This window comes from Aeromonas sp. MTB (genome assembly GCF_056632455.1).
This window is the reverse complement of the sequence record NZ_CP147026.1, coordinates 2990755-3016911: the sequence shown is the minus strand read 5'-3', so window position 1 is coordinate 3016911 and position 26157 is coordinate 2990755. Positions and strand designations below refer to the sequence as shown.

Genomic DNA, 26157 nt, shown 5'->3' with positions numbered 1-26157 from the left:
GGTTCCCCGGCGATCCGGCAATCCTTTCAAGGGGGCGGTCTATAGTTGGGAAAACAGAACAAGAGGGCATCGGGATGAAAATAAGCTGGTTGCTGGCGGGGAGCCTTTTTGCCACGGGCTCTGGGCGCAGGAGCTGACCTTGACCACGGGAGAGTATCCCCCTTACTGCTCCGAGACGCTGAAATATCAGGGGCTTATCCCTCATGTGGTAAGCGAGGCGTTCAAGAGTGAAGGGGTGAGCGTCAAGTTCCAGTTTCTTCCTTGGAAGCGGGCCTTTCGCTTGTCGGAGGAGGGGGGTGGATGGCACTGTCCACTGGTATGAGTCGAGCGAGCGGCGCAAAACCCATCTCTACAGCGATCCCATCCTGAGCGAAACCTACGTCTGGTTCTATCTCAAGTCCGATCCGCTGGAATGGCGTGGCTATCAGGATCTGGCGGATCGCAAGCTGGCTGCGGTCAGTGGCTATACCTACAATGCAGATTTTTTTGCAGCCATCGCGCAGGTGCCGCTGCAGGTGCAGTTCGTCACCCGGCTGCGCCAGAGTTTCGATCTGCTGCTCTCCGGCCGCGCCGACCTGACCCTGGAGAACATAGATGTCGGCTACTACTCCCTGCGTCAGTTCTACCCGGCCAGCACGGTCGATCTCTTTGCAACCCATTCAAAACCCGTGATGAAAGTTGAAGGTCACCTGTTGATCAGCCGCAAGCGTGCCAACGCTGACGAATTGATCAAAACCTTCAATCGGGGGCTCGCCAAACTGAAAGCCAGCGGTCAGCTGGAGAAGATGTTACTTGAGTCACGTTCTGGTCTCTATGAACCATAAAGTGCAACATTTTTTGATCCTGATTCGCTAATCAGTACAAAAAAGCGGCCATTATCGACTCAGTTCCCAGTTTCTAACGCTTTCGCTTCTTCCCCATCCGGCCACCGTCCGCTTCGGCTACACGGTATCAAGCGCCATCGGGTGGGGCCTGTCACACAAAAAGAAGAAAGCAATGTATGAGCAAACAACTGGACATGACCCCATTGCCGGATCTCTCCCTGAAAACGGGAACAGGCCCGGTGCGTACCCGGCTACCCGTCTGGCGGCCGGCCCTGCCACCCTGCAATCATGCCTGCCCGGCCGGAGAAAATATCCAGGCCTGGCTCTCTTTGGCGCAGGCCGGCCGTTTTGAGGCGGCCTGGCAGACCCTGATCGAAGAGAACCCTTTGCCCGCCATTCATGGCCGGGTCTGCTATCACCCCTGCGAGAGTGCCTGCAACCGCGGTCAGGTGGATGAATCCGTCTCCATCCACGCCATCGAGCGCTTCCTCGGCGACGAGGCGCTGGCCCGTGGCTGGCAGCCTGCGCCACCTGCCCCTGCCAGCGGCAAGAAGGTGCTGGTAATTGGCGCTGGCCCCTCCGGTCTCTCCTGCGCCTGGCACCTCAACCGGCTCGGCCATCAGGTGGAGATCCGCGAAGCGGGGCCGCTTGCTGGCGGCATGCTGCGTTTCGGTATTCCCGCCTACCGTTTGCCCCGCGATGTGCTGGATCAGGAGGTAGCCCGTATCGTGGCGGCTGGAGTGACCCTGACCCTCAACCACAAGGTGGAGGATGTGCTGCGCGAGCGCGACGAGGGGGGCTTTGATGCCGTCTTTATGGCCATCGGCGCCCATCTGGCCAAGCGGGTCGATATTCCGGCCCGGGAAGCGGGCAAGATCCTCGATGCGGTGAGTTTCCTCGAACAGGCGAGTCTGGCCGAAGAGCAGGGCTTGCCGCCCCCAAACTGGGACGGCGGGTAGCCATCTACGGCGGCGGCAACACCGCCATGGACGCGGCCCGTACCGCCCGCCGTTTGGGCGTTGAAGAGGCAATGATCATCTACCGCCGCGACCGGGACCATATGCCTGCCCACGCCTTCGAGGCCGACGAGGCCGAGGAGGAGGGGATCAAGATCAACTGGCTGCGCAGCATCCGCCAGCTCGACAGCACCAATATCGAAGTGGAGGTGATGGCGCTGGATGCAGAGGGCAAGCCAGTGCCCACCGGCAAGTTTGAAACTCTCGAAGCGGACTCCCTTATTCTGGCGCTCGGTCAGGAGGTCGACCTCTCGGTGCTGGAGAGCATTCCCGGCGTGCGGGTCAACAAGGAGGGGGTCGTACAGGTGGCTAGCAACCTGATGACGGATGTGCCGGGTCTGTTTGCGGGCGGCGACATGGTGCCCTCCGAGCGCACCGTCACCATCGCCACCGGCCACGGCAAGAAGGCGGCGCGCCATATGGATGCTTGGCTGCGCGGTCGTCACTACCAGAAGATGCTCTCCTACCCGCTGGTAGGGCCGGAGCAGTTGCAGCTCTGGTTCCAGACACACGCGCCCGCCAGCAGTCAGCCGGTCAAACCGGCGTGGGCGCGGGATGATTTTTGCGAGATCATCGGCGGGCTGGATGAGGTGGCCGCCCGTTACGAGGCGGCGCGTTGCTACTCCTGCGGCAACTGCTTCGAGTGCGACGGCTGCTATGGCAGCTGCCCCGAACAGGCCATCGCCAAGTTGGGGCCGGGCAAAGGCTATCAGGTGGATGCCGAGCGCTGCACCGGCTGCGGTGCCTGTCATGACCAGTGCCCTTGTCACGCCATCGAGCTGCGCCAACCGGAGGAGTCCCAATGAAACATGAACTGATCATGGTCGATGGCAACGAAGCCGCGGCCCGGGTGGCGTACCAGCTGAGTGAAGTGTGTGCCATCTACCCCATTACCCCGAGCTCGACCATGGCCGAACTGGCTGATGCCTGGGCGGCGGAGGGGCAGACCAACCTGTGGGGCAACATTCCCACAGTGGTAGAGATGCAGAGCGAAGGGGGGGCGGCTGGTACGGTACACGGCGCCCTGCAGGCGGGGGCGCTCGCCACCACCTTCACCGCCAGTCAGGGGCTGATGCTGATGCTGCCCAACATGTACAAGATTGCCGGTGAGCTGACCTCGGCGGTGTTCCATGTGGCGGCCCGCTCGCTGGCGGCGCAGGGGCTGTCGATCTTTGGCGACCATCAGGACGTGATGGCGGCGCGCAGCACCGGCTTTGCCATGCTTGCCTCCGGCTCGGTGCAGGAGGCGCAGGACCTGGCCTTGGTCGCTCACAGCGTCACCCTGCAGTGCCGGGTGCCCTTTATCCACTTCTTCGACGGCTTTCGCACCTCCCACGAGGTGAACAAGATCACCGCCCTGCATCGGGATGAAATTCGCGCCCTTATCGACAACGACTGGGTACGCGCCCACCGTGCGCGGGCGCTCAACCCGGATCATCCGGTGATGCGCGGCACCGCCCAGAACCCGGATACCTATTTCCAGTCCCGCGAGAGCGTCAACCCCTTCTACGAGGCGGTACCGGCGCGGGTGCAGCAGTGCATGGACAATCTCGGCGAGCTGACCGGCCGCCACTACCGGCTGGTGGAGTACCACGGCGCAACCGATGCCACCGACGTCATCGTGCTGATGGGCTCGGGGGCGGCCACCGCCCGCACTACCGTGGATTGGCTCAACCAACAGGATCGCAAGACAGGGGTACTGGTCATTCGCCTCTATCGCCCCTTCCCGGTACAGGCGCTGCTCGATGCGCTACCGCAGAGCGTGCGGCGCATCGCCGTGCTGGATCGCACCAAGGAGCCGGGGGCGGGCGGTGAGCCGTTGCTTCTGGATGTGCAGAGCGCGCTGATCGACGGCTTGCAGCGCGGCCTTATCAAGCGGCTGCCGTGGCTGAGCGGCGGTCGCTATGGCCTCTCTTCCAAAGAGTTCACCCCCGCCATGTGCGCGGCGGTATTCGAGGAGCTGGCATCCGATGCGCCGCGCCCGCGCTTTACCGTGGGGATTGTCGATGATGTGTCGGGCCTCAGTCTGGCCTGGCACCCCATAGGCGATTTGGAGCCCGCCAGCCGGGTGCGGGCGCTCTTCTTCGGCCTTGGTGCCGACGGCACGGTGGGCGCCAACAAGAACAGCATCAAGATCATCGGCGAGCTGGAGGGCTTCCACGCCCAGGGCTACTTCGTCTACGACTCCAAGAAGTCGGGCTCGCGCACCGTCTCCCACCTGCGCTTTGGCCCCGAGCCCATCGATGCCCCCTGGCTTATCGAGCAGGCGAGCTTTATCGGCTGCCACCAGTGGGGCTTTGTCGAGTCGGTAGACCTGCTGGAGCATGCTGCCGAAGGGGCGACCCTGCTGCTCAATGCTCCCTATGAGCCTGACCGGGTCTGGGCCGAGCTGCCCGAGCGGCTGCGCGCCCGTATTCGCGCCTTCAATATCCGGCTCTACTGCATCGATGGGGATCGGGTGGCCGAGCGCAACGGCATGGGCAATCGCATCAACACCATCATGCAGACCTGCTTCTTCGCACTGGCTGGTATCTTGCCGCGGGATGAGGCGATTGCGCTGATCAAGGAGAGCATCGAGAAGAGCTATGCCCGCAAGGGGCCCGAAGTGGTCGAGCGCAACTTCGCGGCGGTGGACGACACCCTGGCCCATCTCCATCAGGTGGCCATCCCGGCCGGTGAGGAGCAGATCAGCGACTATCCGCTGCCACTGGCACCGGGTGGCAGCGAGTTTGTCCAGCGGGTCACCGGCGAGATGCTGGCGGGGCGTGGCGATCTTATTCCGGTCTCCATGCTGCCGGTGGATGGCACTTACCCCACTGCCACCAGCCGCTTCGAGAAGCGGGATATCGCCCGCGAGATCCCGATCTGGCACTCCGATATCTGCATCCAGTGTGGCAACTGCGTCTTTGTCTGCCCCCACGCGGCGCTGCGGGCCAAGTTTTACCATCAGGACTGGCTGGCGACCGCCCCCGAGGCAGCGCAGTCGGTGCCGGTCACCGCCAAGGGTTTCCCCGACAGCCGCTACACCTTGCAGCTCTATCCGGAAGATTGCACCGGTTGTGGCCAGTGCGTGCAGGCTTGTCCGGTGCGGGCCGGAGCCGATGAGGAACACGAGGGCGAGCGCGCCATCACCATGATGGACAAGGCGCCCCATCTGGCTGGCCAGAAACAGGCGCTGCGCTGGTTCGAGAGCCTGCCCTGGCCTGCCCGCGAGCGGGTGGATTTCTCTACGGTGCGCGGTGCCCAGTTCCTTGAACCCCTGTTCGAGTTCTCCGGCGCCTGCGCCGGCTGTGGCGAGACTCCCTATCTCAAGCTGCTGACCCAGCTGTTTGGCGATCGCATGCTGGTAGCCAACGCCACCGGCTGCTCCTCCATCTATGGCGGTAACCTGCCGACTACGCCGTGGGCCAAGAATGGCGAAGGGAAGGGGCCGGCCTGGTCGAACTCCCTGTTTGAGGACAACGCCGAGTTTGGCTTTGGTTTTCGTCTCACCGCCGATCAGCATCACGGACAGGCGGTGGCGGCCCTCGAAGCGATGAAGGGGGAGCTGGGCGCAGAGCTGGTCGATACCCTGATTAGCGCACCACAGCGGCTGGAGTCGGAGATCCGTGCCCAGCGCACCCGGGTGGCGCAAGTGCGGGAGCGGCTGGAAGAGGTGAAATCCGGCAAGGCCCGCGAGCTGCTGTCACTCATCGATCAGCTGGTGCGTCGTTCGGTCTGGATCATCGGCGGCGATGGCTGGGCTTATGACATCGGCTCATCGGGGCTCGACCATGTGCTCGCCTCCGGGCGCGATGTGAACGTGCTGGTGATGGATACCGAGGTCTACTCCAACACCGGCGGCCAGATGTCTAAATCGACCCCGCTCGGTGCCGTCGCCAAGTTCGCGGCGGGAGGCAAGACGCTGGCCAAGAAGGATGTAGCCTTGCAAGCCATCTCCTACGGCAACGTATATGTTGCCCGCATCGCCTTTGGTGCCAACCCGCAGCAGGCGCTGCAGGCCTTGCGTGAGGCCGAAGCCTATCCGGGCCCGTCGCTTATCATCGCCTACAGCCACTGTATCGCCCACGGCATCGATATGGAGTTTGGCCTGACCCAGCAAAAACGGGCCGTGGCTTCCGGTCACTGGCCGTTGATGCGCTACAACCCTGTATTGCGCAGTGCGGGGCAGAACCCCTTCAGCCTCGACAGCCTGCGCCCCTCCATCCCCCTTGCTGAATACCGGCAGGAGGAGACCCGTTATCGGGTGCTGGCCCAGAGCCATCCGGAGGAGGCCGAGCGGCTGATGCAGGTAGCGCAACAAGTGGCGTGGCAGAAGTGGGCCACCTACGAGGAGATGGCCACTCGCGAAGCCAGCCATTTCCATCCGCCGGTGTGAGGATGGGTGAGTGAAATATAACCAAGCGGGCCATTGGCCCGCTTTTTATTGAGAAGACATGGGCTCTATAGAACGCAAGATTTATCAAAAAATATGGTCATAATATTTATGATGATAGTATTTGGAGAAATTTGAGAAGCTATTGATATATGAAGTTTGTAAGGGCAGTATACAGGGAGCGAAACATTTTGCTGAGTTGTTCATTGAATAATGGATTTTATTTGTAAGGGGTTCGTGTGCAAAAAGATATAATGCAAGCCGCTCAATCGTTCAAAGAAGAATTCGGGGCTATCTCTCATGAAATGTCGATGAAGAGTTTCGAGAGGCAGCGAGAGATGTATGAAATCGAATATGCTGATTTCTTGTCTCACTATGAACGTGAAGAATGCTATTTGTGTGGAAAGCCATTTAAGACCATAAGTAAAGAACAACCATGTATTCATTGGTTGTTGCGTCGCTGCAAATTCAAAAAGAAAGATTTTCCTAAAATTGTAGAGAAATATGATTTTTACAATATATCGGCTTTCTTAAGATGGGTCGCTAATGTAGAGACTGGAGTGAAAAACATAAACAACCTCAAGGAGGAAAGTAGCGAACGTAAGCTATTTGAAACAACAATAAAATGGAAGAATATTGAGTGGACATTAGATTGCTCAAAAAATGACTTTGACGGTCACAAGGGGAGTAAAACGGACTTTCCTCATTGGCATTTTCAAATGAGAGTTGATGGTGTTCAATTTATCAACTTTAATGATTTTCATATTAGGTTCTCTAAAGATGACCAACTAAAAATTGTTCTTGAACGTGACCCTGATTCTGGTTTCTTGCATTCATTCGGTCCCGGAGGACAAGGAATGCAGGAGCATATGGACAGCTTGGCTAATAATCCTGATGAATTTATTGCCAATGTAAAAACAACTTCGAATCCAGAGGAAGGGACTGTTCATATGCAGTCAATTGTGAAGGGGCCAGAAGGAGGAATTTCGGGAGATAAGATCAATAAGGCTCTAGATATGGCTAGAAAGACAGGTAAATCACTAACTCACTGCTTTAGGGAAGTGTTAGGGGAGGATGAAGGCATTTCTATAACAACTATCGCCAGCCCTGCTGACAGTGTTCCTCAAATTGCAAAAAGAACAGAGCGAAATCGAAGGTAAAGACAGGTGTCCTTACCAAGGCTTCCTTTTCCTACCAAGGCAGGTAAGCTGCGGGGCAAATAGCGTCAAGCAGGAGAGGGACGATGACAGAGCAAGATGTAACCGGGTCGATCGGCATTCTGGGGGCGGGGTGGCTGGGGCTGCCGCTGGCGCGGGCCCTGCTGGCGGCAGGCAAGCAGGTGGCGGTCACGGTCAGCAGCGCCGAGAAGGCGGCCCGTCTGCAGGGGGAGGGGATCAACGCCTATCCGCTGATTATTTCTGCTGATATGGCAACTGCAGATATAAGCGTCGCTGATAAAAAAGCGCCGTGGCCCATCCCCTGCGAATCGCTGGTTATCTGCGTACCGCCCAGCAAGACCGATGACTATCCACAGGCAGTGGCAAGGGCCTGCCAGCTTGCCAAAGCGAATGGCACCCGGCGGGTGCTGTTTGTCAGCGCCACCTCGGTATGGGGGGCGGGGCAGCAGGAGGGGGAAGAACCCCAACCCCGCCATGCCCGTGGCGAGCGGATGCTGGCGGCGGAGCAGGCGGTGCTGGCGGCCGGTTTCGAGACGGTGATGATAGTGCGCCCCTCCGGCCTTTATGGCCCGGATCGCCATCCCGGCCGTTTCCTCGCGGGCAAGACCCTGGATGGCGGCGCCCAGTCGGTCAATCTGGTCCATCTGGACGATGTGGTGGCGGCCTGCATGCTGCTGCTTGAGCGGGGCAAGGACGGGGATGTTTTCAACCTGAGCGCGCCTGTGCATCCGCGTCGCGAGCAGTTTTACCCCTTTGCGGCGCGCCAGCAGGGGCTGCCCGCGCCGGTCTTTATCGAGCCTGCCGGTGAATTTCAGCCCATCGACGGTCAGCTGATTTGCCAGCAGATGGGATTCAACTATCGCTGGCCCGATCCGGCCCACTGGTTTGCCGAGCTCGCCGCCTCGGGCAATTGAGGTTTGCCAAGGGGGTGATCGCCCCCTATCATGCCGCCATCCATGAGAGAGAGGCGGTAATGATGGTAGATACAAAACGTCACCCCGATGGGGAGTTGTTGCTGAGAACCCTGGCAATGCCAGCCGATACCAACCCCAATGGCGACATCTTTGGTGGCTGGATCATGTCCCAGATGGATATAGGTGGGGGCATTATGGCCAAGGAGCTGGCAAAAGGACGTATTTGTACCGTATCCGTCGAAGGCATGACCTTCCACAGTCCGGTCAAGGTGGGCGATGTGGTCTGCTGCTACGGCCGCTGCATGAAGATCGGCCGCAGCTCCATGAAGCTCAAGCTGGAGGTGTGGGTCAAGCCGGTACTGCGGGAAAACGATGCCCAGCGTTACTGCGTGACCGAGGGGATCTTCACCTATGTCGCCATCGACGAGCAGGGCAAATCCCGCCCGGTTCCGGTGAGTGCCTGATTAAATCAGCCGGGCATTGATGATGGATATTTCCTGCTCAAGCCCGGTTTTTTGCCGTATCATGCGTTCCAGCATCTCTTCCGAGCCCACATATTGCAGGGTGTCAAACAGGCAGAGATCGCATTGAGGGTCCCGTCTTATCTGATAGACGGTGGCCAGCTCCACTTGATGACAATTTCCTTGTTGATCATAAAACGTCACGTTGTACCGAAGTTCTTTCGCCATGAGACAAGGTCCTTCTGGTTGGGTGGAACAGGGACTATCAGCTTAGTCGGCGTGGATGACGTTTGTGATGGTCGCAACAAAAAGCAAAGGCGGGCGGTTGTTAGCCAATGAAAAATAGTTATCGCATTCTTGGCACCTCCCTGCTGACCCTGGGGTTGGTAGGCTGTTTTGAGGTGCCGGATCAGAACCATCTGGTCACAGCTCAAGGGATTGTGCCGGGACTCGACTGCCAGCGTCCGCCGCTGGTAGCGTTGGCGACCACGGCGCTGCCCCGTGAATTCGGGGTGACGGTGTGGAATCTCTACAAGGGCCAGCGCAAGAACTGGCGTGAAGGGATGGACAGTTATGCCAAGGGGCAGGATCTGGTGCTGCTGCAAGAGTCGGCCACCCGTCCCGAGATGCTCGACTGGCTGCGCGCCGGTGATTTCCAGTGGCAACAGCTGCAAGCCTTCACCCAGGGCGGCGTCTCGTTCGGGGTAATGACGGTGGCCAAGACCCCGCAGGCGTTCGTCTGTGGCGTGCGCTCCCCCGAGCCTTTGCTGCGCATCCCCAAATCCGGGCTGGTGAGCCTCTATCCGCTGCAGGGCGATCCTGACGGCGTTATGGTCATCAATATCCATGCGGTCAATTTCGAGCTGGGGATGGCGACCTTCCGCGAGCAGCTCAACGATTTGACTGCCTTGGTGCGCCGCCATCAGGGGCCGGTGATCCTGGCCGGTGATTTCAACACCTGGAGTGACAAGCGTCAGTTCTGGTTAAGCAAATTGGTGGACGAGCTGGGTCTGCAAGAGGCCGTGCCGGTGCCGGACTTGCGCCGAACCGCCTTCGGTCGCCCGCTGGATCACCTCTACTACCGCAATCTGGACCTGGTTGAGGTGAGTTCACCGGCCACCGACAGCTCCGATCACAACCCCATCATTGCGCGCTTTGCCGCCCAGTCTGTGACCCCCTGATCGGGAATGATGTGTGCGTGTTGCCCATAAAAAATCCGGCGCCTGATGGCGCCGGATTTTTTATACGCTCTGGTGGTCAACCCGCTCGGGATGACCCGCAGGCATTACTGGTAGAGACCCAGATTCGCTTTGGCGTAGGCTTCGAAATCGGTGCAGCCACCGATGTGCTGCTCGTCCAGGAAGATCTGCGGCACTGTGTTGACCGGCTTGCCGGCGCTCTTGGCCAGATCTTCTTTGGTGATGCCTTCGGCGTGGATATCGACGTAGCGGAATTTGAAATCATCGCGCTGTTCGGTCAGCTGCTCGGCGATCTGTACGGCACGGACACAGTAGGGGCAACCCGGGCGACCAAAAATCACTGCAAACATATTTTCTCTCCGTTTTTTAAGCCGTTTATGTATGGCCGTTGATATGAGGCAGGCAACAGCATAGCCCTGCCTCGTGGCGACTTGAAGCCGAAATTATCGATACCGTGATTCGAGCGGGCCTATTGGCTCAGCTCTCATCGGCGATCTGGATCGGCTGCTGCTGGTAGATGCTCTCCAGCACCCCCTTCTCGAATACGGTCCAGGGCCACGGCGCCTTGCTGGCACGATAGCGCTCATGGGTGGCCGGATCTTGCGACAGGCCACGCTGGAACATCACGAACGCCTTGCGCTGGCCGCCTGCCGTGTCGATAAAGCCCACCAGATTGGAGGTGCCGGTGATGGTTCCCGTCTTGGCGTGGACCTTGTTCTTCATCATGGGGGCGGTGACGCTGCGGCGCCACGCCAGGGTGCCATCCACCTGGGAGCTTGGCAGCAGCTTGATCAGGCCAAGTTCGGCATCATTTTTCTGGATGAAGTTCAGCACCGACATCATCTGGCGGGCGCTGATGAGATTGTGAGCGGAGAGACCGGAGCCGTCTGCCAGAGTGGCGTTGCCCAGATAGATACCGTTCTTGGTCAGGATGGCGCGCACCGCCATGGTGCCGCTGCGATAGCTGCCCGGCTTGTTGTAGTAGTGACGGCCCACGGTTTTGAGGAAGGTATCGGCATAGAGGTTGTCCGATTTCTTCAGCATCTTGGCGAGCATCACTGGCAGGGAGACCGAGTAGTGGGTGCCGAGGGTCTCAGCCCCTTCAGGGGCCTTGTGGGTGACCCGCAGCAGGCCATCATGCTTGATACCGGCACGGTTCATCGCCCAGCGGATGTTGTCCCAGCCCCAGGCTTCCACGTCGTGAATGGCGAAACGCAGCCCCTGCGGCTCCTTGTTCGGGGTGATGCAGCCCTTGAGCTCGTAGAAGTTGCCCTTGGCCATGTCCACTTCCAGTGCGCAGAACTGGCGCGCCATGTCGCCATAGCTCATCACCTCCACGTTGTCGGCACCGATGCCGATGGGGACGCCGGTAGCCACATTGCCCACCGCCGGTTTGCCAATCTGGGTGGCAGTGATGGTGCCGTAGGCGCAGTTCTTGTCGATGATGACAGAGGAGACGGGCGCTGCGAAGCAGAGGGTCTGATCCCCCCACGACCAGCCGTTGCCGCGCTCGTAGCCGTTGTAGGCGCCGGTGTTGACGTAGACATTCCCCTTGATGCTGGTGACACCGAGCTGTTTGAACAGGGCCAGCAGATCCATGCGGGAGAGGGTGGGGTCGCCGACGAAGTTGATCCAGATATCGCCGTTGATGGTGTCACCCTGTTTGGCACCAGGTTGGGCCTGAATGTCAGTGGCGAAGCGGAAGTCGGCACCCAGCTCGAGGCGGGCCGCCAGCGCGGTGAGCACCTTCATGGTGGAGGCGGGGGCGATCATCTGATCGGCGTGGCGGGCGAACTCGACGCCGTTATTGCCCTGCACCATGATGGCGTACTGGCCACCCTGAGGGGGCGTCAGCGGGGCGGCATGAGCCGCCAGAGAAGAAAAGAGAGCACAAAAACCAATCAACAGCCGCTGCATAACATCCTCTAACGTGACGAAGGGCCCGGCAGTGGTGCCGACCCTGATAATTCAACCCGCCGATGCGGGATCGACGGGATAACGCAATTCATGCCATGTATGCCGGTCGCCATCATGTCATCGAGTTGGCGGTACGATAGCGACCCTCATAATCAAAAATTTTCTCTTTTATCTGCCAGAAGCGACCCGATTTGCGGGCGATGACAAAATCCGGATGACGGAACTGGCTTTGCGCGGCCAGCACGCTCGCCAGGGTGGCAAATTCGGGCTCCAGCCCCGGGGCGGGCCAATGATGACGCACAAAGTGCTGTTGAAACAAGCGCCGTGCGCCCGGGGAGTGAAATCCGAAGTATTCACTGAGGGTCAGCCCATCCTCATCGTGGTAGGTCACCTCCAGCCGCTCCCCCTGTTTGCCGCGCCCTGCTGTGAGGGTTAGCCCCGCACAGCGGATCACCATGCAATCCTTGAGATTGAGCGCCTCTTTGAGCTTGTCGTCAGGGTCGACCAGCAGCTGATCGCAGCTCTGGCAGCGGCGGGCGGCGATGTCGTTCTCCGCACCACAGCCGGGGCAGATCTTGGCGCGAAAGCGGTAGTCGCACTCCTCGCGGTTGCCCTCGTCATCTTCAAACAGCCCCTGACAGCGGCGGCCGTAGTGCTCGATCACCTTGCCATCCTCGTCGGTTTTTCCCCAGAAGGTGTTGGCAAAACCGCAGGCGGGGCAGGGCACTTGCACCGGTTCGGTGCCGGCGTGGGGGCGAGGCTCCCCCACTTCGGGGGCGAACAGGTTGAAGTTGTTGCCCGCATAGTCGAGTACCAGACAATCCTCCTTGCCCGGCGAGAGGCGCAGGCCCCGCCCCACGATCTGCTGATAGAGCGAGACCGACTCGGTAGGCCTGAGCATCACGATAAGATCGACATGGGGGGCATCGAAACCGGTGGTGAGCACCGCCACGTTGACCAGAAACTTGAGCTCGCGCGCCTTGAAGGCGCTGATAAGGGCATCGCGCTCCGGCCCCGGCGTTTCGCCGGTGATAAGTGCTGCCTGCTGGCCTCTGGCGCCAAGCAGGCCGTGAATTTCGCGGGCATGTTCGACGGTGGCGGCGAAGATCATCACCCCCTGCCGGTCGGCGGCATACTCCAGCACCTGGCTCAGGATATGGGGGGTGACCCGCTGCTGGCGCTTGAGCTCGCCGTTGAGATCTGCCTCGCTAAAGAGGCCGTTCTCCCGCGCCACCAGCTTGCTGAAGTCGTAGTGGACGATGGGGGCATCCACCATGCGCGGCGGCGTCAGGTAGCCGTTTTTCACCATAAAACGCAAGGGCAGCTCGAACACGCAGTCGCCAAACAGCCGCTCGCCGTGGCTCTTGACCATGCCGTGGTAGTGGCGCCGGTAGATCCAGCCCAGCCCGAGCCGATAGGGGGTGGCGGTGAGGCCGAGGATCTTGAGGGCCGGGTTGGCGGCCTTGAGGTGGTCGATCACCTGATGGTACTGGCTGTCGTCATCGAGCGAGACCCGATGGCACTCATCGATGATGAGCAGCGAAAAGGCTCCGTCGAAGGCATCCAGATTGCGGGCAACCGACTGCACCGAGCCAAACACCACCTGGGCGCTCGCCTCCTTGCGATCCAGACCGGCGGCGAAGATGTCGGCCTTGAGCCCCCACGCCTCGTACTTGCCGTGGTTTTGCTCCACCAGCTCCTTGACGTGGGCCAGCACCAGCACCCGACCGCGCGCCTTGCGGGCCAGCTCGGCGATCACCAGACTCTTGCCGGCACCGGTTGGCAGCACCACCACGGCGGGATCCGGGTGTTTGCGAAAGTGGCTGATCACGGCGTTGACGGCGTCGGTCTGATAGGGTCTGAGAACGAACATGGGGGCGTGGCGTTTTGGCATGGTACGGCGCAGGGTGGTGCCATTATAGGGTGCTTGCCGCCACAAAAACAGCGGGCCGGCATGATGCCGGCCCGCAGGGTGCTTGGTTGCTGATCAATGGAACGGGAAGATGTAGTTCATCCAGCTTGCCATGCGCAGCAGTATCTTGCGCATCACAGATACATGGTGGAAGTACTGGGTGTAGACCGCAGCCTGCCCGCTGGCACCGGCAATCATCTGATACTTGGCCCATTCGGGGTCGGTGATGGAGATAACAACCGGCAGGCGACCCGGACGCACCGCCGTGGTCTGATCCAGCAGACCGGCGTTGGCCTGCACGTTACCGGCGGCAATGGCCGGAACCACGGCTGTCACCTTGCCTTTGAAGATTTTGCCGGGTACGCCATCGATCACCACTTCGGCCTCATCACCCACCGCCAGTCGCTGCATGCTGTTCTGCCAGAACCAGCCGACGTAGGCGGTGTCATCCTTGTGGATGAAGGTCATCACCGGACGATACATGAAGGGGGTGGCGATCATGCCGGGGCGCAGGGCCAGCTGCACCACATGGCCATCGCTTGGGGCATAGACCACGGTTTGTGACTGCTGGTATTTGGCTTCCATCAGCTGGGCCTGCAGATCATTCAGGGTGGCTTTCTGCTGGTCAATCTGGGCCACGATGTCGTCCACGTTGGCCTGGGTGACGTCGAGGTCACGCTGCTTGCCCACGCCACGGCGCATCAGGTCACTGGCGCGATCTCTGTCCAGTTTGGCTGAGCGCAGTCTCGCCTCGATGGACTTGAGGTGCTCGCGGTTGGATTCGACTCGGGCGGTGAGGCTATCCACTTTCAGACGGAACGGCTCATCATCAAGGCGAAACAGCACGTCGCCTTTTTTCACCGGCTGGTTGGCTTGTACCGGCACCTCAACGACCCGGCCCTTGACCAGCGGCACTATGGGGGTGGAGACGTAGTAGTTGCGCGCCATCTCGGAGTAGGGGTGGTTGTAGTTCATCAGCATGATCAGGGTGCCGATGAGCAGCACGCCACCCAGTGCTGCGGTGGGGACGGTCCACTTGTTGAGCGGGATGCGGAAAATTTTGAATATGGCGACACACAGCGCCGTGTAGGTCAGGATCAGTAGCAGGTCCATGGTTTATCCCTGTTGCTCACTCTCTTCGATAGTGTTGATACGGCTCTTGAGATCCGCCAACTCCTGCTTGAGGGCCGCCAGCTCCTCTTCATCTTTTTGCAGGCGCTGGCTAAAGCCCCAGCCGCGATCGGGGCGATAGATGGTTGCCCAGATCCAGAGGAAGGGCCACAGCACATGCAGGGTAAACAGGCTGACCCAACCTGCCACGTGAATGGCATCCTGATGAGGGTGATTCCGATGTTTGGCAATCTCGTAAGGAATATCGTGGATAACGATGACTCCATAAAAAATGACCAGCCCGACAAAGACGAGCAGACCAAGTGCAAAATAATCAAGGGCCATTTATAACCTCCACTGGCATGACGCACAGCTTAATCATTGGTTCCAACAAGCACTAAAGCAATTAAGAATCACACATTTATCGTCAGTTCGCCCGGAATCTTAAAGCTATTCGCTGTATTGAAGCTGAAGCCGTTCAATAGTTGCATTATTAGTCTTTTTGTCATTAAAAAAGGCGCCATCAGGCGCCTTTTTTGTGCTGCTTTCGCTGCATTTTTTGCTGTTTTTACCCTTCGCTGGTACTGCTGACCAGCGGCTGGCGGAACTTCATCAGGAAGGCCACGGTAATGGCAGCCGTTGCAGTCAAGCCGATGATGGTGGAGGTCCCCATCTCCAGCCCGAACCCGATGGGGGCGTTGGCCAGATAGGTAATCACGACAGCAGTCATGAACATGGCGGGAATGGTGCAGATCCAGTGCAGCTTGCCCTCTTTAATGAGGTAGGCGGCAGCGGCCCACAGCATGATGACGGCGGTGGTCTGGTTGGCCCAGCCGAAGTAGCGCCAGATCACCCCGAACTCAGCCTTGGAGATGATGAAACCAAGGATAAACATGGGGATGGCGATCAGCAGACGCTTGGCCAGCGGTTTCTGGGTCATCTTCAGGAAGTCCGCCACGATCAGGCGAGCACTGCGAAACGCGGTGTCACCGGAGGTGATGGGCAGGATCACCACGCCGAGGATGGCCAGAATGCCGCCGACTGTGCCGAGCAGGCTGGTGGAGACTTCGTGTACCACGGCTGCCGGGCCGCCGTTGGCCATGGTGGCGTTGAGCGCTTCGGTGCTGTCGTAGAAGGAGAGACCCAGGGTGCACCAGATAAGGGCGATGATCCCTTCACCGATCATTGCACCGTAGAAGATGAAGCGGCCGGATTTTTCGTTCTGCATGCAGCGCGCCATCAGCGGTGACTGGGTGGCGTGGAAGCCCGATACCGCGCCACAGGCGATGGTGATGAAGAGCAGCGGCCACAGCGGCAGTTCGGTCGGGTGCAGGTTGGAGAAGTCCATCCCGGTGTTGTAGAAGCCTTTGCCGGAGGCGATCAGGCCAACGATGAGGCCGACCGACATGAAGACCAGCAGGGCCCCGAAGATGGGGTAGAAGCGGCCGATGATCTTGTCGATGGGGACTATGGTCGCGAGGATGTAGTAGGCAAAAATTGCCACGATCCAGTAGACCAGATCGGTGGAGGTGAGGTTGGCGAGCAGCCCTGCCGGGCTCAGCACGAATACCACGCCCACCAGCATCAGCAGTACCACAGCAAACAGGTTCATGAAGTGCTTGGCGGCGGTGCCCAGATGCTCACCGACCACGGTTGGCACCGAGGCCCCCTTGGCGCGTACCGACAGCATGCCGGAGAAGTAGTCATGTACCGCACCGGCGAAGATGCAGCCAAAGACGATCCACAGCATGGCGACCGGGCCATAGAGGGCACCCAGAATGGGGCCGAAGATGGGGCCAACGCCTGCGATGTTGAGCAGTTGAACCAGATAGACTTTCTTGTCCGACATCGGGACATAGTCCACCCCGTCAGCCATGGTGATGGCGGGGGTTTTTAGCTCGGGTTTCGGGCTGAATATCCGTTCGATGAATTTGCCGTATATGAAGTAGCCGGCCACAAGTAAGCCGACACAGAGGAAGAACCAGATCATTGCTACGCTCCTGCATTGTTATTTTTTAGTGTGCAGAGCGAGTCTAAAACGGTTGCGCCTGACTGGCAGGTGAAACTCCCCGAACGGCGCTTTGGCGCGCCGAGCGGTCGGCGGCTGTGATCAGGCGCACACTCCGCGGCTCAGTCCAGCCCCAGCTGATCTTTAAGCTCCTTGAGATAGCGACGACTGACCGGCACCCGGGCGCCGCTCGGGGTGACAATCTCTGCCAGCTGGTTATCCAGCAGCCGGATCTCGAAGATGGCGTTGGGGGAGACCAGATACTGGCGGTGACAGCGCAGCAGCGGGCTCTTTTCTTCCAGGGATTTGAGGGTGAGCTGGGTGTGGAACAGCTCGCCCTGACAGGCCACATGGACCCCGCCCAGATCGGAGAAGGCATACTCCACCTGCGCGATGGGCAGCAGCCTGACCCGATTGTGCAGATAGCCCGGAATATGTTCGATAGTCGGGGCCAGCCGCTCGATGGGCTGCGGGGAGATATCCTGCTTGAGGCGAGCGAGGGTCTTGGCGAGCCGGGCGGGCTCCACCGGTTTTAGCAGGTAGTCGAAGGCGTTCTCTTCAAATGCCTGGATGGCATATTCGTCAAAAGCGGTGACAAAGACGATGCGGGGCAGGGGGTCGAGCATGGCGACCAGCTCCATGCCGCTCAGCTTGGGCATCTGGATATCGAGGAACACCACATCAGGCTTGAGGCGCTGAATAAGCGGCAGCGCCTCGATGGCGTTGGCCGCTTCCCCCACGATCTCGATGGCAGGATCGCAGGCCAGCTGCTGCCTCAGCTCTTCGCGGGCGTAGTGTTCGTCATCGACAATCAGGGTGCGGATCATGGTTGCTCCTTGGGGATGGTGAACGAGACCCGGGTCCACTGCTCAGGCTCGCAGGCAATAGTCACGCCATAGCGCTCGCCAAAGGCGCTTTTCAGTCGCCGATCGACAATGGTCATGCCCAGGCCGTCGCCAGCGGGGTGCGCTTGCCAGGTGCCTGCATTATCTTCCACATGGATGGTGACGCTGGTGGGATGCTCATCGGTATAAAGGCGAATGCGCCCTTGCTCCAGCAGGGTCGAGATGCCGTGCTTGATGGCATTCTCGATCAGCGGTTGCAGGGTGAAGCTGGGCAGTCGCAGTGTGGCCAGATGGGGCGGGATCTCGTTTATCACCGTCAGCCGATCGCCAAAGCGGGCCAGCTCGATCTCCAGATAGGATTGGCAGTGCTCCTGCTCCTCCTGCAGGGTCGCAAGGCCGCTCTGGCGTTTGAGATTTTTGCGAAAGAACAGCGAAAGATGCAGCAGAAGATCTCGCGCCTTGTCCGGATCACGCCGGGTGATGGCACTAATGGTGTTGAGGGTGTTGAACAGAAAGTGGGGGTTGATCTGGGCCTGGATAAGTTTCAACTCGGACTGCACCAGCAGCCGCTGATGCTGCTCCAGCCGACCGGCCAGCAACTGCTGTGACAGCAGATTGGCAATCCCTTCCCCCAGGGTGTGGTTGATCTTGAGAAACAGCCGCTTCTTCGGCTCGTAGAGCTTGATGGTGCCGATCACTCCCTTGTCCCCCTGCAGCGGGATCACCAGTACCGAACCCAGCTGGCATGCGGGGGAGAGGCTGCAGCGATAGGGCTGGCTGTTGCCATCGGCAAACAGCACCTTGTTCTGGGCGATGGCCTGCATGGTGATGGCTGACGCGATGGGGGTACCCGGCAGATGGTGATCTTCGCCGGCGCCGATAAAGGCGAGGATCTGCTCGGTGTCCGTGATGGCGACCGCCCCCACGCCGGTCTCCTCCTGAATGATGCGGGCAATCTTGTTGCTCGCCTGTGGGGTAAAGCCCTGACTCATGATCCCCACGGTGCGGTTGGCGATATTGAGCGCCTTGGCGGAGAAGACCCGGGAGAACTTCTCATACATCCGCTGCTGGTCGCGGATCATGCTGATAAAGAGCGCCGCGCCGCAGGAGTTGGCCAGAATCATCGGGGTGGCGATGGTGCGCACCAGCAGCAGGGATTTGTCGAACGGGGTCGCCACCAGCAGGATGATCACCATCTGCATGATCTCGGCATAGAGGGTGGTAAAGAAGGCGATGCGTGGTTCAAACAGGGCATCCGTTCGCCCCGAGCGCATCAGTCGCCAGTGCACAATGCCCCCGAGCAGCCCTTCACAGGTGGTGGAGATGGCGCAGGCGAGATCGGTAAATCCCCCTAGCGTATAGCGGTGCAGGCCGCCGGTCAGCCCCACCAGAAAGCCCACCAGCGGTCCCCCCAATAATCCCCCCAAGACGGCGCCGACCGCCCGGGTGTTGGCGATGGCATCGTCGATATCGAGGCCCACATAGGTGCCGAGGATACAAAAGCTAGAAAAGATGATGTATATCAGTATCTTGTGAGGTAGTCTCACTGAATAGTTGGCAAGCGGGCGCAGCAGCGGGCTTTTCGAGAAGAGATAGGCGATCACCAGGCTGACGCTCATCTGTTGCAGCAAGGAGAGGACCAACTGCATAAAAAACACTCCTCATAAGCCAGCTGAAAAAATGTTCAGCCCGTGAATAAGTGTGATCAGGATCTTGTTCTGTTGGCCCAACTGGGCGCAACGGGCCGCCAGTTTGCCAGAACAAGTTGATAAAACCATATTAAATCAGCATGTTAAATTGATATTTGTGTAAGCGGCAGCGGGTTGATATTGATGGATGGAGCATGAATGTATCCGCTGGATACGCCACACGGAGGTGGCATGCTCCGCCCGGCCCCTTGGCTGGGCGTTTTTTATACATGGTCAGTTGGCAACCTTCTGATGGGGGTTTGAGCAATTATTCCGGTTTGTCCAATGAGTTATCCCCAGCTTCTGGGGATAACTCAGAATGCAAAGTAGTAGCAGAAGCGGCGGGTCAGGTTGAAGAACTGCCGTTGTCCCTCATCCAGCTCTTCCTGTTTGATAAAAGCAGTGATGGTGCGTTCATCTTCTCGCAGATCGATCATGGCGACGGCTTCCGGCCGCTGGGCCTTGATATAGGGCAGGATCTTCGGCTTGAGAGGCATGGTGGGTTCGGTAGAGAGCACCAGCGCGATGCTCTCGTCGGAGAGTTTCACCAGTGAACCCGGCGGATAGACCCCCAGCACCTTGACCAGCAACTTGACCAGATTCTGGTCGAACTTTTTCTGGGATAACTTGTAGAGCTGGCTGATGGCCTGACTCGGCGCCGCCGGGTTGCCGCTGTTGCGGGGATGGAGCAGCTCGTCGTAGAAGTCGACCAGTCCGATCAATCGCGCCAGCGGCGGGATCTCCCCGCCCTTGATCCCGAGCGGATAACCGCTGCCGTCTAGCCGCTCGTGGTGCAGATGGGCGACCTGACGGATTTTCGGTTCAAAGGCGTTGAGCTGGGTCAGCATGTCAAATCCGTACTGGGGATGCATATTGAGGAAGTTCTGCTCGGCCTTGTTGAGATCCCCCCGTTTTTGGGTGATCTGGCTCGGGATTTTCAGTTCGCCGATGTCGTGGATAAGTCCCGCAAGTCCCGTCTCCTCAATCTCGATTGGGTTCATGCCGAGTTCGCGGGCCATCAGCATGGCGATAAAGGCGACGTTGAGGCTGTGCTGCAACAGGATATCGGTGTGGGGGCTGCGAATTAGGTGGAGCCCGAGAGGTCCTTCATGCTGACTGAGGGTGAAGGCGGCATTGCGGACGATCTGGGCGGTATTGGCCAGCCCCTCATCCGGTTTGAGGTTCAGCGCCCCGAGTGCATCGCGCAGCTCGCTCATGGATTGGCCAAAGGCTTTGTCAGCGGCGCGCATGGAGCGGCGAAAGGCTTTCTCGTCAAAGGGGGGCGGGCCCGAGGCAATCAGCTCTTCCAGCTCATCAAGATCAGGCCCGGCATCCGGGATATCGCCGCGCAGCAGCGGCTCGATGGGCAGATCGCTCTTGTCGGGGTCGACCATCAACAGGGTGAGATCAAGATGACGGAGAATGTCGAGTTGCTGCTGATCCTTGATCTTGAAGGTATTGAACATAAACGGGTGGTTAGTCCATCCCGTGGGGAGATGGATATAGTGGCCTACTCTCAATTGCTCTATCGAGGCTTGGATCAGTGCCATCGGTTAACCTGCATTTCATGAATGCCTACTCAACAAGCTAGCAAAATCCGATGGATAGACAACTAAAAATCCATTTCGGGGCCACGGAGCGCCCCGTGCTGTGATGGGGCGCACGAGCGCCGTGCTTCTCCTCTTAATTCGCGCTTAAGTTTTACTTCCTACGCTGGCCCCGTCGTTTTTGTTGGCTTGGCCGGCCCGCTGCGCTGCAGGCCGGTATGTAGGAGTTGTTTATGCGTGTAACTCTCGGTGTATTACAGACCAACCTTTTGCTGGTGCTCTTTTTCGCCCTGGTACTGAACTGGCCAGTCTTTTTGCATTTCTATACGGTGCTTAGCGCCCTGACTCATGTCAAAGCCGGATTTGCCATCTCGATCCCGCTGGTGCTGATCGCGGCGCTCAATGCCGTGTTTATTCCCTTCACGTTCCGGTTTGTGCTCAAGCCCTTTTTTACCGTGCTCATTCTGACTGGCTCCATCGTCAGCTACGCCATGCTCAAATACGGCGTCATCTTTGATGCAGGCATGATCCAGAACATAGTGGAGACCAACAGTGGTGAGGCGGGGGCCTATTTGAATGGCTCGGTTGCGCTCTGGTTTCTGCTGACCGGGCTGCTGCCTGTTCTGGTGCTCTGGTCACTGCGGATCCGCTATCCGGCTCGCTGGTATCAGGGGTTGGCGTTGCGGGCTGGTGCACTGGCTATCTCTCTGCTGTTTATCGGGGGCGTCGCGTCACTTTACTATCAGGATTACGCCTCGGTCGGGCGCAACAACAAGTCGCTGGCCAAAGAGATTGTGCCTGCCAACTATGTGCACGGCCTCTACAAATATGGGCGGGATGTGCTGTTTGCCACGCCGATCCCTTACCAGCAGTTGGGGACCGATGCCAGGGTGGTGGCCCGGGGAAGCAAGCCGACTTTGATGTTCCTGGTGGTGGGGGAGACGGCGCGCAGCCAGAACTACTCCCTTAACGGGTATGGCAAGGCGACCAACAGCTTTACGGCAAAAGAGCAGGGAGTGGTGTCGTTCAGGGATGTGCGCTCCTGCGGTACAGCAACCGCCGTTTCGGTGCCCTGCATGTTCTCCAACCTCACGCGCCGTGGCTACGATGACCAGCTTGCCAGCTCCCGTGACGGCCTGCTCGATGTGCTGCAACATGCCGGAGTCTCGGTATTGTGGAAAGAGAACGATGGCGGCTGCAAAGGGGTGTGCCGCAATGTGCCGACCATCGAGATCCTTCCCAAATCCTATCCTGCGCTCTGTCAGGGGGAGTCTTGCTATGACGAGGTGCTGCTGGAGGGGCTAGATCAGCAGATTGCCGGCATGAAGGGCAACAAGCTGGTGGCCTTTCACCTGATGGGCAGCCATGGCCCGACCTATTTCCGTCGTTACCCTGCCAGCGAGCGCGTCTTTATGCCGGACTGCCCGCGCAGCGACATTGAAAACTGCAGTAACGAAGAGCTGGTCAACACCTATGACAACACCATCCGCTACACCGACAAGGTGGTGGGGCTGCTGATAGACAAGCTCAAGTCGTTGGAGAGCCAGTACGATGTGGGACTGGTCTATCTCTCCGATCACGGCGAATCCCTCGGGGCCATGGGGCTCTATCTGCACGGCACGCCCTACAAGTTTGCGCCGGATGATCAGACCCGGGTGCCGCTGCTGACCTGGTTCTCGCCTCAGTTACAGGCTGATCGCCAGCTGGATATGGGTTGCCTGGCGGCGGAGGCGAGCAGTCAGCGCTTCTCCCACGATAACCTGTTCCACTCCATGCTGGGGATCATGGATGTGCAGACCCGTGTTTACGACAACAAGCTGGATCTGTTCAAGCCATGTCGGGCAGGTTAAACCGCCAGCAAGCACACAATAGAAAACGGCAGCCAGTGGCTGCCGTTTTGTTAACTCGCAAGATCAGTGTCTTACTTCTGCTCCATGATGATCTGCAGCAGATCTCCCTCCAGCAGGGCGCGCTTGACCAGTGCAAAGCCGCCATAGGTCGGCTGGTTCTGGAAGCGGGCTTTCACGATGGGCAGACCACGGTGGAAGCTCGGCAGGGATTGATGCTCGACGCAGCGACGAATGGCCGGGAAGAGGATCTCTTCGGCGGCGGTGATTTCACCGGCGATCAGCACCTTCTGCGGGTTGAACAGGTTGACCGTGATGGCCACCGCCCGTCCCAGATGCTCACCCACGTTCTCGATGACGCTGCGGGCCAGCTCATCACCTGCCAGCGCCGCCTTGCACACCTCCTGAATGGTGATGTGCTTCTCTTGCAGTGCACTCTGGTGACCGCGGCTGATGAGCTCCTTCACCTTGTCGATGATCGCTTCGTTGGAGGCGATGGTCTCGAGGCAGCCGAAGTTGCCACAGTGGCAGCGCTTGCCGAGTGGCTCGACCTGAATATGGCCGATCTCGCCGACGTTGCGGTTCTGGCCGAGGAACACCTGACCCTTGGTGATGATCCCGGAGCCCGTCCCCTGGTGAACACTCACCAGAATGGAGTCCATGCAGTCGCGGGACTCGCCGAAGAAGTGTTCGGCCAGCGCCAGCGAGCGGGTGTCGTTTCCCACGTAGCAGGGGAGGTTGAAGTGGTTCTCAAGCAGCTTCGCCAACCCCAGATTACGGATCTGGTACTTGGGGGTGTAGATGACCATGCCGGATTCCGGGTTGACCAGACCCGGCATGGTCAGCGCGATGCTGATGAGGTTGCGACAACGTTCGCGGTTGGCATCGATAAAGGCGCCAATCTCTCGCAGCAGCATGTCGACCACGGGTTGCTGGTCGATCTCGGTCACCTGAATGACGTGCTGGTCGAGCTCCTTGCCATCGAGGTCATAGAGACTCAGTTGCAGGTAGCCGCGGCCCAGCTTGGCAGAGACAAACTGAAAGCGATGTTTGATGGTGGTCAGGGAGATGGCACGCCGCCCGCCGGTTGAGGCTTGCGGAGAGGTCTCCTTGATCAGGCCATGCTCGATCAGTTGCCGGGTTATTTTGGTCACGCTGGCCGGGGCCAGCTGACTCAACTCGGCAATCTTGACCCGGGAGATGGGGCCTTGCAGGTCGATGAGCCGATACACGGCTGCACTGTTGACCTGCTTGATAAGATCTACGTTTGCTATTTGTCCGCCAGTCATGATGTCACTGTTGTGTGTAGTGTCCGTTAACCACGGTCCCACGGACCGTGAAGTCCTGATCGAAGACAGTGAGGTTGGCTACTTTACCGACCTGGATACTACCGAGACGTGAGTCCCATCCAATGGCGCGAGCGGGGTAGAGGCTGGCCATTCTCAGTGCTTCATCGAGCGGTAATCCGACCTGCTTGACCAGATTTTCCACCCCCTCAATCATGGTGAGGGAGGAACCGCCGAGTGTACCATTCTCGTCGACACACTGACCATCGCGTAAAAAGACGGTGGTGCCACAAAAATCAAATTTCTCAAAGCCTTCCGGCGCTCCGGCTGCCGCGGTGGCATCGGTGACCAGCACCAGTCGCTCCCCCAGCGCCTTGTGAGCCAGACGCACGTTGGCCCAGTGCACATGGTGGCCATCGACGATGATGCCCGCGTAGACATCTTTGCGATCGTAGATGGCGCCCACGACGCCCGGCTCGCGACCGTTGAGGGTCGGAGTCATGGCGTTGTAGAGGTGGGTCGCAAAGCGAATACCGTTATCGAACCCGGCCATCGCCTGATCGTAACTGGCGGCAGTGTGACCGGCCGAGACCAGAATGCCCGCTTCCACCAGACGGCGGATATGGGCCGGCTCGTTGCGCTCCGGAGCCAGGGTGATTTTGGTGATGGCATCCGCGTTGGCGCAGAAGAAGTCGATCATCTCGTCCGCTGGCTGGCGAATTTGCGCGGCAGGGTGGATCCCCTTGCGCTTGAGGTTGGTGTAAGGCCCTTCCAGATGGACGCCCAGCACCTCGTTGGGGTGTACAGCCATGTAGTCACGGGTCACCGCAACGGCCTGCTTCATGTCGGCATCCGGACTGGTGATCAGGGTCGGCAGGAAGCTGGTGGTTCCGGATTTGAGGTTAGCCGCCTGCATGGTCGCCAGGGTTTCGGTGGTGATGTCGGTGTTGAACATCACCCCGCCACAGCCGTTGAGCTGCACGTCGATAAAACCGGCGGTCAGGTTGGCGCCTTTGAGGTCAATCTGCTCGATGCCCGCAGGCAGTTCGGCCAGGTGAGAGATGGCGACAATCTTGTCGCCCTCGATAAGCACCCCGTAGCCGGTCAGCACGCAGCTGCCGGTGTAGAGGGTGCAGTTGGTCAATGCGTACATGACGACTCCTTACAGACGGCCGATGTTGGCGGCTTCCAGTTGCTGGAAGTAGCGAACGGTCTTGACCTTGAGCTCCATGGTAGAGGGCTCGTCGCACACCATCATTCCCTTCGGATGCAGTTGCAGGGTGGAGATGGTCCACATGTGGTTGACGCTGCCTTCCACGGCGGCCTGCAGGGCCAGTGCCTTGCCGTGACCGGTGACCAGGATCATGATCTCTTCCGCATCCATCAGGGTGCCGACACCCACGGTCAGGGCCAGCTTGGGCACCTGCTCCATGTCGCCACCGAAGAAGCGGGAGTTGGCGATGCGGGTGTCTTCGGTCAGGGTCTTGACCCGGGTGCGGGAGGAGAGGGAGGAGGCCGGTTCGTTGAACGCGATGTGGCCGTCGTTACCCACGCCCCCCATGAACAGGTGGATCTTGCCGTAGGACTTGATTTTGTCTTCGTAGCGCTTGCACTCGGCCACCAGATCCTCGGCATTGCCGTTGAGGATGTTGATGTTTTCGGGACGAATGTCGATGTGGCTGAAGAAGTTGTTGTGCATGAAGCTGTGGTAGCTCTCCGGGTGATCTTCCGGCAGGCCGACGTACTCGTCCATGTTGAAGGTGACCACGTTCTGGAAGCTCACTTCACCGGCTTTGTGCAACTCGATCAGGCGCTTGTAGGTGTTGAGCGGGGTGCCACCGGTGGGCAGGCCCAGTACGAAAGGGCGATCGCTGGTCGGCTTGAACGCGTTGATGCGGTCAACGATGTAACGAGCAGACCACAGGCCTACTTGGCTGGCAGATTTCAACGGGATCAGGCGCATATGGGATACCTCTGTGTCGGGTTGCGACCGGTTTGGCGGTGGCAATTGGCTAAGACGGATTCAAGTT

Annotated in this window: 21 protein-coding genes and 1 pseudogene; 9 read left to right on the top strand and 13 right to left on the bottom strand. The window is 59.3% G+C overall.

Annotated features, from left to right (window positions below):
* Positions 1–139 precede the first annotated feature (139 nt).
* The 7 genes and pseudogenes from WBR25_RS13795 to yciA all read left to right on the top strand — a co-directional run bounded on the left by WBR25_RS13795 (position 140) and on the right by yciA (position 8771).
* Entirely contained in the window at positions 140–322 is a 183-nt protein-coding gene (locus tag WBR25_RS13795; protein ID WP_479748290.1) for a hypothetical protein, read from the top strand.
* The gene (locus tag WBR25_RS13790) at positions 297–824 is read left to right on the top strand and encodes a substrate-binding periplasmic protein (protein WP_479748289.1); all 528 of its coding nucleotides are present in this window, start codon (positions 297–299) and stop codon (positions 822–824) included. The genes WBR25_RS13795 and WBR25_RS13790 overlap by 26 nt, the downstream gene beginning before the upstream one ends.
* Before the next feature lie 176 nt (positions 825–1000).
* Positions 1001–2646, top strand: a pseudogene (locus tag WBR25_RS13785) (NAD(P)-binding protein).
* Complete coding sequence (gene nifJ / locus WBR25_RS13780) at positions 2643–6218, top strand: pyruvate:ferredoxin (flavodoxin) oxidoreductase (protein ID WP_479748287.1); 3576 nt, start codon at positions 2643–2645, stop codon at positions 6216–6218. The pseudogene WBR25_RS13785 and the gene nifJ overlap by 4 nt, the downstream one beginning before the upstream one ends.
* A 236-nt stretch (positions 6219–6454) precedes the next feature.
* Positions 6455–7375, top strand: coding sequence for a hypothetical protein (locus WBR25_RS13775; protein WP_479748285.1), 921 nt, complete (start codon positions 6455–6457; stop codon positions 7373–7375).
* Between the two features lie 83 nt (positions 7376–7458).
* Positions 7459–8307: an NAD-dependent epimerase/dehydratase family protein gene (locus WBR25_RS13770; protein WP_479748283.1), complete on the top strand. Its 849-nt coding sequence runs from the start codon at positions 7459–7461 to the stop codon at positions 8305–8307.
* A gap of 59 nt (positions 8308–8366) precedes the next feature.
* Entirely contained in the window at positions 8367–8771 is a 405-nt protein-coding gene (gene yciA, locus WBR25_RS13765; protein WP_005337875.1) for an acyl-CoA thioester hydrolase YciA, read from the top strand.
* Here yciA and WBR25_RS13760 read toward each other — a convergent pair whose 3' ends face one another.
* Complete coding sequence (locus WBR25_RS13760; protein ID WP_005337874.1) at positions 8772–8996, bottom strand: hypothetical protein; 225 nt, start codon at positions 8994–8996, stop codon at positions 8772–8774.
* 107 nt (positions 8997–9103) lie between these two features.
* Between WBR25_RS13760 and WBR25_RS13755 the strand changes: the two genes are divergently transcribed.
* Positions 9104–9949 (top strand): endonuclease/exonuclease/phosphatase family protein, encoded by an 846-nt coding sequence (locus WBR25_RS13755; protein ID WP_019445438.1) that lies wholly within the window; start codon positions 9104–9106, stop codon positions 9947–9949.
* Between the two features lie 104 nt (positions 9950–10053).
* Here the strand turns inward: WBR25_RS13755 and WBR25_RS13750 are convergent, their stop codons facing one another.
* The 9 genes from WBR25_RS13750 to WBR25_RS13710 all read right to left on the bottom strand — a co-directional run bounded on the left by WBR25_RS13750 (position 10054) and on the right by WBR25_RS13710 (position 20997).
* A complete protein-coding gene (locus WBR25_RS13750; protein ID WP_223849348.1) occupies positions 10054–10350 on the bottom strand; it encodes a GrxA family glutaredoxin in 297 nt (98 codons plus the stop codon).
* Between the two features lie 94 nt (positions 10351–10444).
* Positions 10445–11884: a D-alanyl-D-alanine carboxypeptidase/D-alanyl-D-alanine endopeptidase gene (dacB, locus tag WBR25_RS13745; RefSeq protein ID WP_479748281.1), complete on the bottom strand. Its 1440-nt coding sequence runs from the start codon at positions 11882–11884 to the stop codon at positions 10445–10447.
* A gap of 112 nt (positions 11885–11996) precedes the next feature.
* The gene (gene radD, locus WBR25_RS13740; RefSeq protein WP_479749911.1) at positions 11997–13757 is read right to left on the bottom strand and encodes a DNA repair helicase RadD; all 1761 of its coding nucleotides are present in this window, start codon (positions 13755–13757) and stop codon (positions 11997–11999) included.
* Positions 13758–13871: 114 nt separating this feature from the next.
* Complete coding sequence (locus WBR25_RS13735) at positions 13872–14909, bottom strand: HlyD family secretion protein (protein ID WP_479748279.1); 1038 nt, start codon at positions 14907–14909, stop codon at positions 13872–13874.
* Between the two features lie 3 nt (positions 14910–14912).
* Complete coding sequence (locus WBR25_RS13730) at positions 14913–15251, bottom strand: DUF3302 domain-containing protein (RefSeq protein WP_201945529.1); 339 nt, start codon at positions 15249–15251, stop codon at positions 14913–14915.
* 223 nt (positions 15252–15474) lie between these two features.
* Positions 15475–16896, bottom strand: coding sequence for a carbon starvation CstA family protein (locus tag WBR25_RS13725; RefSeq protein ID WP_005350521.1), 1422 nt, complete (start codon positions 16894–16896; stop codon positions 15475–15477).
* A gap of 140 nt (positions 16897–17036) precedes the next feature.
* A complete protein-coding gene (gene btsR, locus WBR25_RS13720; RefSeq protein WP_005350523.1) occupies positions 17037–17741 on the bottom strand; it encodes a two-component system response regulator BtsR in 705 nt (234 codons plus the stop codon).
* Positions 17738–19408, bottom strand: coding sequence for a LytS/YhcK type 5TM receptor domain-containing protein (locus tag WBR25_RS13715; RefSeq protein ID WP_479748276.1), 1671 nt, complete (start codon positions 19406–19408; stop codon positions 17738–17740). The genes btsR and WBR25_RS13715 overlap by 4 nt, the downstream gene beginning before the upstream one ends.
* 353 nt (positions 19409–19761) lie before the next feature.
* The gene (locus WBR25_RS13710; protein WP_042080247.1) at positions 19762–20997 is read right to left on the bottom strand and encodes a cyclic di-GMP phosphodiesterase; all 1236 of its coding nucleotides are present in this window, start codon (positions 20995–20997) and stop codon (positions 19762–19764) included.
* 230 nt (positions 20998–21227) lie between these two features.
* Between WBR25_RS13710 and WBR25_RS13705 the strand changes: the two genes are divergently transcribed.
* Positions 21228–22844, top strand: a complete 1617-nt coding sequence (locus WBR25_RS13705) for a phosphoethanolamine transferase (protein ID WP_479748273.1) — start codon at positions 21228–21230, stop codon at positions 22842–22844.
* Between the two features lie 71 nt (positions 22845–22915).
* On the opposite strand, the gene nagC is transcribed toward WBR25_RS13705, so the two are convergent.
* Genes nagC through nagB form a run of 3 tightly spaced genes read right to left on the bottom strand, consistent with a single transcriptional unit; the run spans position 22916 to position 26090 of the window.
* Positions 22916–24130 carry a DNA-binding transcriptional regulator NagC gene (nagC, locus tag WBR25_RS13700; protein ID WP_005334312.1) on the bottom strand — a complete coding sequence of 405 codons (1215 nt, stop codon included), beginning with the start codon at positions 24128–24130 and terminating at the stop codon, positions 22916–22918.
* A 4-nt stretch (positions 24131–24134) separates the two neighbouring features.
* Positions 24135–25280 carry an N-acetylglucosamine-6-phosphate deacetylase gene (gene nagA, locus WBR25_RS13695; RefSeq protein WP_100654103.1) on the bottom strand — a complete coding sequence of 382 codons (1146 nt, stop codon included), beginning with the start codon at positions 25278–25280 and terminating at the stop codon, positions 24135–24137.
* A 9-nt stretch (positions 25281–25289) separates the two neighbouring features.
* The gene (gene nagB, locus WBR25_RS13690) at positions 25290–26090 is read right to left on the bottom strand and encodes a glucosamine-6-phosphate deaminase (protein WP_005334308.1); all 801 of its coding nucleotides are present in this window, start codon (positions 26088–26090) and stop codon (positions 25290–25292) included.
* Between the last annotated feature and the right edge of the window lie 67 nt (positions 26091–26157).